The sequence below is a fragment of the Cerasibacillus sp. genome, assembly GCF_036516575.1.
Lineage (GTDB): Bacteria > Bacillota > Bacilli > Bacillales > Amphibacillaceae > Cerasibacillus.
Window position 1 is genome coordinate 65,559 of the sequence record NZ_DATBTY010000006.1, and the last position, 14,922, is coordinate 80,480.

At 38.2% G+C, this 14,922-nt stretch carries 11 protein-coding genes; 10 read left to right on the top strand and 1 reads right to left on the bottom strand.

The features are described 5' to 3' along the window. Positions 1-23 precede the first annotated feature (23 nt). The 7 genes from VIG73_RS01570 to hutG all read left to right on the top strand — a co-directional run bounded on the left by VIG73_RS01570 (position 24) and on the right by hutG (position 9,668). The gene (locus VIG73_RS01570) at positions 24-1,196 is read left to right on the top strand and encodes a CoA transferase (RefSeq protein WP_331638699.1); all 1,173 of its coding nucleotides are present in this window, start codon (positions 24-26) and stop codon (positions 1,194-1,196) included. After that, positions 1,186-2,331 carry an acyl-CoA dehydrogenase family protein gene (locus VIG73_RS01575; protein WP_331638702.1) on the top strand — a complete coding sequence of 382 codons (1,146 nt, stop codon included), beginning with the start codon at positions 1,186-1,188 and terminating at the stop codon, positions 2,329-2,331. Before VIG73_RS01570 ends, VIG73_RS01575 begins: the two co-directional genes overlap by 11 nt. 11 nt (positions 2,332-2,342) lie before the next feature. After that, positions 2,343-4,016, top strand: coding sequence for a urocanate hydratase (gene hutU, locus VIG73_RS01580; RefSeq protein WP_331638704.1), 1,674 nt, complete (start codon positions 2,343-2,345; stop codon positions 4,014-4,016). 102 nt (positions 4,017-4,118) lie between these two features. Beyond that, positions 4,119-5,774 carry a urocanate hydratase gene (hutU, locus tag VIG73_RS01585; protein WP_414648353.1) on the top strand — a complete coding sequence of 552 codons (1,656 nt, stop codon included), beginning with the start codon at positions 4,119-4,121 and terminating at the stop codon, positions 5,772-5,774. Between the two features lie 17 nt (positions 5,775-5,791). After that, positions 5,792-7,447, top strand: coding sequence for an AraC family transcriptional regulator (locus VIG73_RS01590; RefSeq protein ID WP_331638708.1), 1,656 nt, complete (start codon positions 5,792-5,794; stop codon positions 7,445-7,447). A 24-nt stretch (positions 7,448-7,471) separates the two neighbouring features. Then, complete coding sequence (gene hutI / locus VIG73_RS01595) at positions 7,472-8,722, top strand: imidazolonepropionase (protein ID WP_331638710.1); 1,251 nt, start codon at positions 7,472-7,474, stop codon at positions 8,720-8,722. 16 nt (positions 8,723-8,738) lie between these two features. Continuing rightward, positions 8,739-9,668 (top strand): formimidoylglutamase, encoded by a 930-nt coding sequence (hutG, locus tag VIG73_RS01600; RefSeq protein WP_331638712.1) that lies wholly within the window; start codon positions 8,739-8,741, stop codon positions 9,666-9,668. Between the two features lie 371 nt (positions 9,669-10,039). Here the strand turns inward: hutG and VIG73_RS01605 are convergent, their stop codons facing one another. Beyond that, on the bottom strand, positions 10,040-10,564 hold the full coding sequence (locus tag VIG73_RS01605) for a transcription repressor NadR (protein ID WP_331638714.1): 525 nt from the start codon (positions 10,562-10,564) through the stop codon (positions 10,040-10,042). A gap of 450 nt (positions 10,565-11,014) precedes the next feature. Between VIG73_RS01605 and nadC the strand changes: the two genes are divergently transcribed. The 3 genes from nadC (at position 11,015) to VIG73_RS01620 (ending at position 14,874) form a co-directional block, all read left to right on the top strand. Beyond that, positions 11,015-11,848 carry a carboxylating nicotinate-nucleotide diphosphorylase gene (gene nadC, locus VIG73_RS01610; RefSeq protein WP_331638716.1) on the top strand — a complete coding sequence of 278 codons (834 nt, stop codon included), beginning with the start codon at positions 11,015-11,017 and terminating at the stop codon, positions 11,846-11,848. Positions 11,849-11,937: 89 nt separating this feature from the next. Further along, positions 11,938-12,942 carry a TAXI family TRAP transporter solute-binding subunit gene (locus VIG73_RS01615; RefSeq protein ID WP_331638718.1) on the top strand — a complete coding sequence of 335 codons (1,005 nt, stop codon included), beginning with the start codon at positions 11,938-11,940 and terminating at the stop codon, positions 12,940-12,942. 30 nt (positions 12,943-12,972) lie between these two features. Then, entirely contained in the window at positions 12,973-14,874 is a 1,902-nt protein-coding gene (locus VIG73_RS01620; protein WP_331638720.1) for a TRAP transporter fused permease subunit, read from the top strand. Positions 14,875-14,922 lie beyond the last annotated feature (48 nt).

The following is a 14,922-nucleotide window of genomic DNA, read 5'->3' on the forward strand; positions in this document are numbered from 1 at the left end:
TAGAAAGAGAGGGGGAGGAATAATTGAGACAACCGTTAGAAGGGGTAAAGGTACTTGATTTTAGTCGTGTATTAGCTGGGCCTTATTGTGCTACTCTTCTCGCAGATATGGGGGCAGAGGTCATAAAAATTGAACGCCCAAAGTATGGGGATGATTCACGACATTTCGGTCCTTTTCAAAATAAGGAGAGTGCTTATTTTGAGTTGTTCAATCGTGGGAAGAAAAGTATTGCACTCAACTTAAAGGATGACAGAGATTTGGAAATTGTCGAGCAACTCGTTCGGGAAGCTGATATAATAGTAGAGAACTTCCGACCTGGTGTAATGAAGAAACTTGGTTTAGATTACGAGAAAATGAAAGCGGTTAATCCGCGGATTATTTACACTTCTATTTCAGGATTTGGTCAATATGGTCCATATAGTCAACGACCAGCTTATGACCTGGTTGCACAAGCGATGGGTGGGATGACTAGTATTACAGGTCATCCTAACGATCCACCGACACGTGTTGGATCTTCATTAGGTGATATGAGTGGTGCATTATACGGTGCATTTGGATCAATGGTCGCTCTGTATCATCGTGAAAGAACAGGAGAAGGACAACATGTAGATGTAGCCATGATGGATACCATCTTTTCAATGCTAGAGACAAACGTATTACGTTATACGATTTCGGGTGAAAACCCAGGGCGTATTGGTAGTAGACATCCAATCAGTACACCATTCGATATTTATCAAGCGAAGGATGGCTATATCGTTATTGCTGTTGCAAATGACTCTTTATTTAAACGTTTATGTGAAACAATCGGTAGAGAAGATCTTATAACTGATCCACGTTTTATAACCGATCCATTACGGACAAAACATGAAAAAGAGTTAAAAGGAATTCTCGAGAAGTACTTGGCTGATTATACAGTCGAAGAAGCAGAAGAAATGATAGGTATTAAGGCAGGCATTCCATGTTCAAAAATATATACGATACAAGATGTTGTTGCGGATGAACATTCGAGGATTAGAGAGATGGTGTTTGAAGTTGAACATCCGCGTGCTGGAAAGATGACGATGGTTGGTAATCCGGTTAAACTTTCTAAAACACCACCGCAAGTGAAAAAGGTAGCGCCTGCATTGGATGAACATCGCGAGGAAATAATGGAACATTTGAACAAATCGGTAGGGAGTGTCGAATATGGACTTTAATTTAACAGACGAACAAAGAGAAATTAGAAAAATGGTGCGCGAATTTAGTCAAAATGTATTAAAACCAAAGGCACAAGAATTAGATGTTAATAATCGTTTTCCAATTGAAACAATCCCACAATTGGCGGAACTTGGTTTACTTGGTATTGCTTACCCAGAAGAAGATGGTGGGGTTGGAGCAGACGCTGTATCCGAAGCTATTGCAGTAGAGGAAATCACGGCTGCTTGTGCGGCAACTGGCTCAATTGTAACAGCGCATTATTTGGGAATTGATGGTCTTTACTTGGCGGCAAATGAAGCACAACGCAAAAAATACTTAGTACCTGGTTGTAGAGGGGAAAAACTATTTGCATTTGGTTTAACTGAACCAAGTGGTGGAACAGACGTAAATGCGATGCGAACAACAGCAGTTCAGGATGGAGATGACTACGTACTAAATGGGTCAAAAGTGTTCATTACAAATGCCGGGTATGCAGATATAGTCGTTGTTTATGCAAAAACGGATCCAGCAAAAGGTTCGAGAGGGATTAGTGCTTTTATCGTTGAAAAAGATACACCAGGATTATCCTTTGGAACCGGTGATGACAAAATGGGTATTCGAGGTGCTCAAACGAATGAAGTGATTTTCGAAAACTGCCGAATCCCGAAAGAAAACCTGGTCGGTGAAGAAGGGTCTGGCTTTAAACTAGCCATGCAAGTTGTTGACCGTGGACGTATTGGGATTGCCGCCATGGCGGTTGGATTATCTCAAGCTGCTTTAGATGAAACAATTCAATATTCAAAGGAAAGAATAGCATTTGATCAAACAATTTCTAAATTTCAAGGTATCCAATGGATGATTGCTGATATGGCTGTTGATGTGGAAGTTGGTCGACTGTATACGTATTACGCAGCGAGTTTGAAAGATAAGAAAGGTTACCGACTATCAAAAGAAGCAGCAATTTCAAAATTATTTACATCAGAAGCTTCAAATAGAGTCGTCAATAAAGCTGTACAAATTCATGGTGGATATGGCTATATGAAAGAATATACGGTCGAACGTTTATATCGAGACCAACGTATTTTAGAGATTTTTGAAGGAACATCTCAAGTTCAAAAAATGGTTATTTCGAGCCATGTTATACCAAGGGATTAGGAGGAAGAAAAATGACAAACAAACTAAAAAGAATGATTCGTGCTGACAGAGGGACAGAGCTTTCATGTAAAGGATGGCAACAAGAAGCCGCTTTAAGAATGTTGATGAATAATTTAGATCCAGAAGTGGCAGAAAATCCGGATGAGCTCGTTGTTTATGGGGGAATTGGAAAAGCAGCACGAAACTGGGAAAGCTTTGATGCGATTGTACGAGAATTGAAAGAATTAGAAAACGATGAGACACTGCTTATTCAATCGGGAAAACCAGTTGGTGTGTTTCGTACACATGACCGGGCACCACGCGTATTAATTGCGAATTCCAATCTTGTACCTGCCTGGGCTAATTGGGAAACGTTTAATGAATTAGATCAAAAAGGCTTAATGATGTATGGACAGATGACAGCAGGTAGTTGGATTTACATTGGGGCACAAGGAATTTTACAAGGGACGTATCTCAGTTTTGTTGAAGCGGGTAAGAAAGTGTTTGGTACAGCTGATTTAACAGGTAAATTCATCCTTACTGGTGGGATGGGTGGTATGAGTGGGGCTCAACCACTTGCTGGAAAAATGGCCAAAGCTGTTATTCTTGTCGTTGAAGTTGACCGTAAGCGGATCGAACGAAAAATTAAAGAAGGCTATTGTGATTATATGGCTGAAACCCTTGATGAAGCACTAGAAATGGTAGAAAAACTTAAGAAAGAAGGTAAGCCAGCATCGATTGGTCTTGTTGGAAACTGTGCTGATGTTTATCCAGAAATGGTAAAACGTGATGTTGTTCCAGATATTGTGACAGACCAAACAAGTGCTCATGATCCGTTAAATGGATACGTGCCAAATGGGATGACAATAGAAGAAGCTTTTGAATTAAGAAAGCAAGATCCAACAGCTTATGAACAAAAATCAAAACAAGCGATGGCAGATCATGTGCAAGCGATGCTTGATTTACAAGCTAAAGGTGCGGAAACATTTGATTATGGAAATAACATAAGGAAATATGCAAAAGAGATGGGTGTCGACAATGCTTTCGATTTCCCAGGGTTTGTTCCCGCTTATTTACGTCCGTTATTCTGTGAAGGAAAAGGACCGTTCCGTTGGGCTGCTTTATCTGGAGACCCAGAAGATATTTACAAAACGGACCAACTCGCAATGGAAATGTTTAAGGAAGATGAAGGATTAGTTAACTGGATTCAAATGGCGCAGAAAATGGTCAAATGGCAAGGTTTACCAGCGCGTATTTGCTGGTTAGGTTATGGAGAGCGCCATCGCTTTGCATTAAAAGTAAATGAGATGGTTGCTAGTGGTGAGATTAAGGCACCAGTTGTATTTGGTCGTGATCATTTAGATTCAGGTTCTGTTGCATCACCGAATCGTGAAACAGAATCAATGAAAGACGGTAGCGATGCAATTGCTGACTGGCCGATTTTGAACGCTTTAATCAATACAAGTGGCGGTGCTAGTTGGGTAAGTGTCCATCATGGCGGTGGTGTTGGTATGGGCTATTCAATACATGCTGGTCAAGTTCTTGTAGCTGATGGAACAAAAGAAGCCGAAGAACGAATCAAACGTGTCCTTGTTTCTGATCCAGGGATGGGAGTTATTCGTCATGCAGATGCGGGGTATAGCCGTGCCATTGAAGTAGCGAAAGAACGGGGTGTTAAGATTCCAATGCTAGATGCAGAAAAATAAAACTGAAGAGCTGTCTCGTTGATCGGGACAGTTTTTCATGCTTCAATCGTTTTAATATAATATAATTATATGTAAGCGCTATCCTGGTATATCTTCAAGGAGGTGAGTAAGGTGTCAAAAACAGCAAGATATTCGCCAGTCGGTTTAGAAAAATCATGCACCAATTGGGAAACAGAGGCATTACTAAGATTATTGCTAAATAGTTTGGATCCACGAGTTGCTGAAAAAGCAGAAGAACTTATTGTTTATGGGGGAACAGGAAAAGCCGCTCGGGATGAAGTGCACTTACAACAGATAATCCTTGAGTTACAACAACTTAAAGCAGAAGAAACCTTACTCATTCAATCTGGGAAACCTGTTGGCGTTTTTCAAACATATCCCGAAGCACCACGCGTCGTTTCTTCAACAGCGATGCTTGTGCCGAGTGAAGCCGACTCAGACACATTTCGTCAACTAGAAGAAAAAGGCTTAACCATGTATGGGCAGGCAACCGCTGCATCTTGGTCTTATATCGGTGTTCAAGGTGTTCTGCAAGCGACATTTGAAACAATGGGGGAAGTGGCCGACCGTTATTTCGGTGGTTCATTAGCTGGTAGAATCGTCCTTTCTTCTGGTTTAGGTGGAATGGGTTCTGCTCAGCCTCTATCGGTATCGATGCATCATGGCGTTTCAATCATCGTTGAAATTGATGAGGCGAAAATTCATAAACGTCTCATGAATAATTATTGTGATGTTATTGTAAAAGATATTGATGAGGCTATTTCACTTGCTAAAGAATCAGCTGAATTAAAAAAGCCATTTGCTATTGCTTTATTAGGGAATGCCCCTGATATATATGCAGGGTTTTTAGAACGGGAATTTATTCCAGATGTCGTCACTGACCAAACAGCAGCCCACGACTTGCTAAATGGCTATATACCAAGTCGTTTAACACTCGAACAAGCGAATTATTTACGTCAACATAAAAAGTCAACATATATTGAATTGGCGAAAAAGTCAATTCTCTATCATGTTGATACGATGCTTAAGTTTCAAGAACAAGGTGCGATTGTTTTTGATTATGGGAATAATATTCGCGGGCAGGCTGCACAATTAGGGGTAAAAGAAGCATTTCAATTTCCAGGTTTCGTTTCAGAATATATTCGACCACTCTATAGTGAAGGGCGTGGACCTTGTCGCTGGATTGCCTTATCAGGAGATCCGAATGATATTTATAAAATCGATGAGCGATTATTGGATCTCTATTCAGATGATGAACGCCTCCAACGCTGGATCACATATGTACAAGATCAAATCTATTTCTATGGATTACCAGCCCGAACATGTTGGTTGAATTATCAGGAACGAAGTGAGTTAGGAATTTTATTAAATGACATGGTTGCATCTGGGGAATTATCTGCTCCAATCGCTATCACAAGGGACCATTCAGAAGGTAGTACCATTGCTGCACCAACTCGTGAAACAGAACAAATGAAAGATGGCAGTGATGCCATTAGTGATTGGCCAATTTTAACCGCTTTACTTAATGTGAGTGCGGGCGCTACGATGGTGACATTACAACATGGTGGAGGCGTCGGTATTGGAAATTCGATTCATACAGGTATGACAGCTGTAGCAGATGGTACTCAAGTGGCACTAGATAAACTAAATCGCGTTTTAACCGTTGATCCAGGTATGAATATCATTCGCCATGCAGATGCAGGGTATGAAAAGGCAGTTGATAAATTGTTACAGTATCACATTCGGAAACCACTTTAGAACAAAGGGGGAGAATGATGCAAAGTCAAGGGGGAATCATCGTTTCACAAGATTGGAAATTAATGAATGATTTATATGATAGATATGAAGCCAATAATTATAATTTTCATCTGGCAACATTATGTTTAAACGATGTATCACAGCTAAATAGCTTAGATCCGAATGTGAAAGTGATCGTGGTTGATTTAACATGCTTAACAAAAGAACAGCAATATTTTATCGAAAAACGGATTAACTTTGATAAAGATAGACAATATATCATTTTGGATCAAAACTTAGATATGACAAAGGTGCGGATGTATTTTCGATTAGGGGTTAAAGATGTTTTTTGCCACCCCTTACAGCAATCTGACATAGAAGAATTGTTTCAATCAATGAATCTTTTACTTCGGCATCATGCGAATCAAAAAAATAAAAACAAGAAAGTGATCAGCTATTTAAAACGAAGTCTCGCCTATGATTTATTATTTGGTAGAGTGAAGAGTCCAAAAGAAATCTGGGACCGGAGTTATACTGTAGGTCTAACGATTGTCCCGAACATCGCAATGGTCGTACATATTGACCAGTTCAAAAAAATGATTCGTCATAAAAATAAAAAATGGGCATGGTCGATTCGGCAAGAAATTAGCGACGTGATAGGAGAGTATATCCAAAATCTTACTTATGACATACTCGTTATTCCAACTGATATCAATAAGATTGCTATATTACTAGCCGCTCCATTAAAAAATAATCCAAATGAATATGTTGTCTATACTAAAAAATTAGCTGAGGAATTAAAAGAATTAGTACTTAGCCGAACTCATTTCTCAGTCACGATTGGGATTGGTAATTTTTATGAGGATGCTAGAAACTTAGAAAGCTCCTATCGTGAAGCATATCAAGCACAAAGAAATAAATTTTATATTGGTGATAATACCGTCACACATATTCAAGACATTAATCAAGATTCATCCAATCACAAGGCAATCTTTTATTATGATGTGTCAGAATTATCACGTCATGTTTTAGCGGGTGATTTTATTCGTGTGAATGACATACTTGATAGCTTTCGACAAATTTTATTTGAGCAAAAAAACGTTCAACCGCAAATGTTTTATGTGCAAATGATGGATATTTTAACAACGATTGCGCGTGCCGCTGTAAAGAGTGGAGCCGATCCGAAAAATGTTCATCATGTTTATCGGAAAGCGCAGTATAAATTTCCATTACTAGAAAATGTGTTTGAGGTCGAACATTATTTTCAACGTGTAACAGATGAACTATTAAGTGTCGTCATGCATACCCATAATGAACAATCATTACGTTCTGTCCAGAAGGCGATGACATATATTGAAGCACATTTTAATCAACATATTACATTAGAGGAAATTGCCGAACATGTCAATTTAAGTCCAAATTATTTTAGTAATATTTTTAAGAAGACAACAGGAAAGACGTTTGTCGAATATTTATCACAACGTCGTATTGAACAATCAAAAGAATTACTGCTAGATTTAGATTACACAGTTTATCAGGTTGCCCATGCTGTTGGATATAATGATGCGCGGTATTTCAGTCGGGTTTTTAAATCAATTGTTGGTAAAACACCGACAAAGTATCGTAATTCAAAGCTTGTTAGAAATATGAAAAGGATACAGTACACTGAACATACCGTTTTATCAGAAGCTTAATCACAGGAAAGGATGGATTTAACAATGATTACATTTATTAAACATGCAGCACAACTAGCAACATTAACTTCTAGTGTAAAAGGACCTCGTACAAAAGAGTCTATGTCTGAGTTAGGGATTATTGAAGATGGTAGTGTCTTAATTGAGGATGGTGTGATTATTGCCGTTGGAAAAACAGATGAAGTAGAAAAAGCCTATCCAGAAAAAGTTGAACATGCAACTGTTTATGATGCAACTGGAAAACTTGTGACACCAGGACTTGTCGATCCACATACACATGTTGTTTTTGGGGGAAGTCGTGAAAGAGAATTCGAGATGCGTCTTGAGGGTGCGACATATATGGAAATTATGAATGCTGGTGGCGGCATTCATGCAACAACAAACATGACAAGAAAGGCAACAGAAAATCAGCTTATTGAACAAACAAAGGTACGCCTTGACTCCTTTCTAAAACACGGTGTGACTACAGTTGAAAGTAAAAGTGGTTACGGAATGGACTTAGAGACTGAGTTAAAACAGTTACGTGTCATGCAAACATTACAAGAGACTCATCCGGTTGATTTAGTTCCTACATTTATGGGGGCTCATGCTGTTCCATTAGAATATAAGGGAAAAGAAGATGAGTTCGTTCAGCATGTTATAGACGAGATGTTACCAGTTGTAGCGGAAGAAAAGCTAGCTGAATTTAATGATGTGTTTTGTGAAAAAGATGTTTTTACACCAGAACAATCTGAGCGTATATTGGAGGCCGGGAAAAACCTTGGTTTAATCCCGAAGATTCATGCAGATGAAATTGCCTCATACGGAGGAGCTGAAATGGCGGCAAAAGTTGGAGCGATTTCGGCAGAACATTTATTAAAAGCATCTGATCAAGGGATAAAAGATATGGCTGAAGCAGGTGTCATCGCCTGTTTATTACCTGCAACAGCATTGTATTTAAGAGAAGAAGCAGCTCGTGGTCGCTATATGATTGATGAAGGTGTGGCGGTAGCCATTTCGACAGATTGTAATCCTGGTTCCTCTCCGACAACATCGATGCCACTTGTTATGAATCTAGCTTGTATCTCTATGCGTATGACACCAGCAGAAGCATTAACAGCAGCAACATACAATGCGGCTTGTGCGATTAACCGAGAAGAACGGGTGGGTTCTTTAGAGATTGGTAAATTAGGTGATGTCGTTTTATGGGATGTAAAAAATTATCAAGAACTACAATATGTTTTTGGTGTTAACCATGTGCATTCTGTATGGAAGAAAGGTAAAAAAGTCGTATAGGAGGCATGCTGAGATAATGGACGAATTACAAGATATTTGGATAGGTCGTGTGGATAGCGAGACAGATCAAAGTCAATCTCGCTATCATCAAGTCGTACGTTTTCAAGAGCAAGGAGAAAATAATGTTGGATTAATTGGCTTTGCATCTGATGAGGGGGTTCGACGTAATCATGGGCGTTTAGGAGCGAAAGAGGGACCAAATGTGATTCGTAAGCAGCTCGCGAGTTTACCGTGGCATTTTTCTAATGGGATATTTGATTTTGGGAATATTTATTGTGTGGATCAGGCTCTTGAGGATGCCCAAATAAAATTAGGAAAAGCTGTTTCACAGGTGCTTAATAATAATCATAAATTAATTGTTCTAGGTGGAGGGCATGAAACAACATATGGACATTATTTAGGAGTAAGAGAAGCAATCGGTTCTGAGAAGAAGCTTGGAATCATTAATATTGATGCTCACTTTGATATGCGACCTTACGATATAGAACCAACCTCGGGAACGATGTTTAAACAAATCCTGGATGACGATCCAAACGCCTCTTATTTTGTCATGGGGATTCAGCAGTTTGGTAACACGGTATCTTTATTTGAAGAAGCAAAAGTAAAAAATGTTCACTATGTCCTTGAGGAACATCTGAACCATACAGCGATAGAAGACTTAACGACTAAACTTAAACAGTTTATTGATCGTCATGATGCTGTTTATTTAACTTTATGTATGGATGTATTAAATGTATCTTATGCACCGGGTGTAAGTGCAACAAATGCGTTTGGTTTAGATCCCTTTAAAGTTAGGGAAATCATTCGTACTGTCTTAGCGAGTGATAAAACAACATCATTCGATATTTGCGAAGTGAACCCAGCGTATGATATTGATAATCGCACAGCAAAGCTAGCGGCAGCATTTGTGAATGAAGCGATTCATATGTTTACAACAAGAAAATAGAAACAGAAATCAGCTTGAGACTTTATTGGTACTTAAAGATTGCCCTACAGTCTAATGTCGACTCGTAGGGCAATCTTATTTTAGCTTGGCGTGAGTGCTAATGTGTTGGTTATTTGACGTTTATCCTTTCGATTAATTAGTTTAGAAGTAGTCAATGTTAAAAAACGACACACTTTCGCCCGAATTGATCGTCATGAGATTTCCAATGTAATGTCATCTATAGTGCTTACGTGATAATAGATAACATTGAGGCGTTCAATGTGTTGTAATACGATCTTGTGTTGAGTGTGTTATATTTCCACCCCCTCACATTTAAAGCGAACACTTGTATTTACTCTTGGTTATAATCAGTACCCATCAATTGTCAAATCTTAATCGAGTAGTATATTTGCTTCTTGCAACGCTTGACAAGCATCTTTGATTTTGTCCATTGAGTCAGCTTCCAACGTATGTAAATGAATACCATTTGTAAGAGTTGCTAAATAAGCCGCTTGATTTTCTTTTATTTTCTTAATAAACTGTTTCACTTCTTTACGATTACTTACCATAATCGAAGCTGTTAAATCACCGTAAACAGCGTGTTCAATAATGACATCTCTAACCGTGACACCATGATCGACGATGATATTTAATTCTTCCTGGACTTTTTCTGGACTATGTTTTACAGCAATGACATGTTTAAATTTTGAGCTACGTTGATAGATGTACCCTTGACTAGTTGCAATAATCGGTTCACCTTTTGCTTTTAGTAAAGAGACATCTTGAACGATGACTTGGCGACTAACATTTGCTTGTTCGGCAAACTGTCGACCCGCTATTGGTATAGTTGTCTCCTTTAGTGCATTGATTATCATATGTTGCCTCTCTTTAGAAGACATTTTCCTAATCTGATTCACTTCATATATTCTCCTTTATCATTCGTATATTTTTGTTAAGATTGAACTCGTATTATTCCTTTCTTCTAGCTTTATTTTTTATTTATGAGTAGTGTAGAGCGCTTTACTCCTCATGGTATTCCCAAATAAATCGTATCTGTGAGGATTGAATGGCTCTACTCCTCATGGTAGCCCCAAATAGCTCGCATCTGTGTGGAATGTATCATTGTACTCCTTATAAGTAGCACTAATTTTGTATTTATGTGTAGTGTGCAGAATTCTTCACGACGTATAAAACTTCATCTTTACCATGCATTATAACATTTTTGCATTTAGCTTGTTTTTTCTATTTCCTTATGTCAATATAGGTGTCAAGACAGTTGTAAAATTATATTATTCGAATTAATGTTCAGTATTTCACAAACGAACGAACTAAAATAAGTATGTCATATGATCAATAAGGAGATTAAGATGAATCAATTAAAATTACATCAAAAATTACAAACATTTTTATTAGAAGATATTGGTGAGAAAGATATGACGAGTCAAACGATTTTTTCTCCTAATCATCAAGGTGAAGGACTGTTTTTAGCGAAGGAGTCTGGTGTCGTTGCGGGACTCGCTATTATTAAAGAAACGTATCATTTGCTCGATTCAAAAATTAATATACAGTATCAAGTTCGTGATGGAGATGTAGTAAAGAAAGGCGATGTATTGGCGAAAGTGAATGGTCCCGTATCGAGCATATTAACTGGAGAGCGCGTTATTTTAAATCTTATACAGCGGATGAGTGGTATTGCTACATTAACTAAAAAAAGTATTTCTGCATTGAGCGATTCTTCTATACAAATTTGCGATACGAGAAAAACAACACCTGGTTTAAGAATGTTTGAAAAGTATGCCGTTACTGTCGGTGGAGGTAAAAATCATCGTTTCGGTTTGTATGATGCAGTGATGATTAAAGATAATCATATTGCGTTTTGCGGTTCCATTACACAGGCGGTTAAACGCGTGAAGCAGCAGTTAGGGCATATGGTTAAGATCGAAGTTGAAACAGAAACGAAAGAAGACGTATTAGAAGCTGTTAACGCCGGTGTGGATGTCATCATGTTTGATAACTGTACACCGCAACAGGTAAGAGAATTTTCAACTTATGTACCAGGACATATCGTAACAGAAGCATCTGGGGGCATTACGTTAGAAACACTACCAACATATGCTCATACAGGTGTAAATGTTATTTCGTTAGGATATTTAACACATTCTGTATCCGCGTTAGATATTAGTTTAGTTGTTAATATGTAAGTTCGGCAATGGAAAATATTTTATCATGCAAAACATGTGAATTAGTGAGCAATCATTTCGCGGTTCGTATATTTAGGGGAGAGATTTTAATGAAAAGAAGGTATTTACTATTCATATTTATGACGTTATCAATCATTTTTTTAAGCGGTTGTCAAAGTGAGCAAACGGAAACTCGTCGTGTTCAACCATTAGATGGAAACTTAACGGTCCATGGTGGGAGTGTTGGTGGAGTCTGGTCTTTATTTACTGAAGGTATATCAGAAGCAGTACGTAAGGAATTTTCAGGAACATTAATTAGTGCAGTTCCAGGCACTGTGGCGGGTAACCCTGTTTTAGTTGATCAGAAAGAAACAGATTTCGCAATAGCTGAATCATTAACAGCTCGATTTGCTTATGAAGGAAAAGAACCATTTGACAAGAAATATGAACATATACGTGCTGTGGCTGCAATCATGCCTGAGAATGTGTTTCAGCTTGTCGCACCAGTTGATGCACCGTTTGATTCTATTGAGGACATTGTTCAAGAACAATTGCCATTACGTTATTCAGCAGGTGAAAAAAATGCTTTAGGTGATATCGTTTCTGCTGCTAGCTTTAATTCTTATAATATGACTTATAAAGACATGAAAGCAAACGGGGGGCAGGTGCATTTTTTATCTGGTAATAAAACATTTGAATTGATACGAGATGGACGTATTGATGCGCTTGGAAAATTAGCTCCTCTTCCTGCAGGAGATATTATGGAAGCTTCAACAGCCATTGATTTAAAGTTTATTTCTCTTGGTGATCAAGCGATTGATAAATTAATTGAAACATTTGGTGTCACTCGTTATACGATACCTGAAAACAGTTATGATTTTCAAAAAGAACCTTATGAAACGATTAATAGTCCGACTATTTTAATAACACATGCTGAACAGGATGAAGAGACTGTTTATCACATGACACAAGCCATTTATAATCAATTAGATTATTTAAATGATGTGCATAAAGGATTTCAAAAGATAAATGATGAGACAATTATAGAAGTCGGTGGCGTGCCAATTCATCCGGGAGCAGAGAAGTTTTTTAAGGAAAAGGGATTATTACAATAAATTTGAAATGGTCATTCAAAGGGGATTAACATGAAACGAATGGAAAGGCATTTGTTACAAGGGGACAATTTAAAACAAGAAAAATATGGTCGTTTTTTGTCGAGATGTATGATTATAATAAGTCTTTTCTTTATCATGTATCAAATATGGTCTGTTGCTTTTTCGACAATAGATCCTATGTACCAGATGTCCATTCATCTAGTCTTTATTCTTGTTTTAACGTTTTGCTTGTATAGATCAATCCCATTAATCGACGGTCTATTTCTTATACTTGCAACAAGTAGTGGGATTTACTTTTCTATTCATGCGGAACGGTTTGCGACACGCATTGTAGGAATTGATCCGTTATCAAATTGGGATATATTCTTTGGACTTATTCTTGTCGTACTAAGTATGGAAGCGGCTAGACGGACAATAGGAATGCCGATTATTATCATCGCATTGTTGTTCTTAGCTTATGCACTATTTGGTCATTACTTAAGTGGGATTTGGTATCATCGTGGAATGTCATTGACTGAGCTACTGGAACAATTAGCGTTTAGTTATAACGGTTTATGGGGATCACCAATCGCTGTTGCAGCTTCATTTGTGTTTATGTTCGTCTTGTTTGGAGCTTTATTACAAACATCTGGTGCAAGTGAGTTTTTCTTTAGATTATCTGTTGCGGTGGCAGGCCGTTCTCGCGGGGGCGCTTTGAAAATCGCTGTGTTAGCAAGTGCTTTTTCTGGGATGATTTCTGGTAGTCCGACAGCAAATGTTGTCACAACAGGCTCATTTACGATTCCAATGTCGAAAAAACTAGGCTATTCTCCACGTTTTGCTGCGGCAATTGAAGCGATTGCATCTACTGGTGGAAGTCTGTTACCACCGATTATGGGGTCAAGTGCGTTTCTAATGGCAGCTGTGACGAGTATTCCGTACACATCAATTATTATTGCAGCAACTTTACCAGCTCTTTTATTTTATGTTGCTTTATTGGCTGTCGTCCATTTTGAAGCACGGCGTCTCAATTTGCCACGAATGGACGAAAAAAATCATCTACCATTAAAAACAGTCATAAAGCAAGGGTGGTTTCATATGATTCCAGTTCTTGTATTAACCGTTACTTTATTAAGTGGAGCAAGCCCTTCACGAGCAGGATTATTTGGCATCATAACGATTATCGTCATTCATTTATTAAGGACAGGTTGGAAACAACATTTAAGTATGTTACGAAAAGCGATTGATGTAGGTGTCAAAGCGATGATTCCGATTAGTACGGCTTGTGCTGTAGCAGGGCTTGTTATTGCTGGAATAATGACAACCGGTTTAGGTGGAAAATTAAACAGTTTGATTCTTGGGTTTACAGCAGGTCATTTTGGTTTAACACTTATCTTCATTATGGTCATTAGTATTATTTTAGGAATGGGTATGCCAGTAGCGGCGACATATGTTTTAACAGCGATGGTTGCAGCGCCAACGTTAATTAATCTTGGCGTTAGTGAAATGGCAAGTCATTTATTCATCGTTTATTTTTCTGTTTTATCAGCGATTACCCCACCAGTTGCTGTCGCATCATTTGCAGCGGCGGGTATTGCAGGAGCTAATCCGACTAAAGTTGGTGTTGAAGCTGTTCGTCTCGGTTTAACATCATTTATAATTCCATTTGCATTTGTATTGAATCCAGCTTTATTAATGGAAGGGACAGTTGTTGAAATTGGATTTGGCTTTATTTTTAGCATCATTGGTGTCATCACTATTGCAAGCGGAATGACGGGCTATTTAAATAAAAAACTTCATTATGGCATACGTATTCTTTTAGTAGGATTAGGGGGAGTCTTATTGTATCCTACCTTTGTCATACGATTGATTGCTCTGTTATTGATTGGCCTCATTATTTATGTCCAACACGGGAAAAACATCATGTCATTTCCCGTTTTTAGGAAATTGTAATGTTGTATCTAACGGAAGCGTCATGTATGATAAAACGTAAGATCGTTT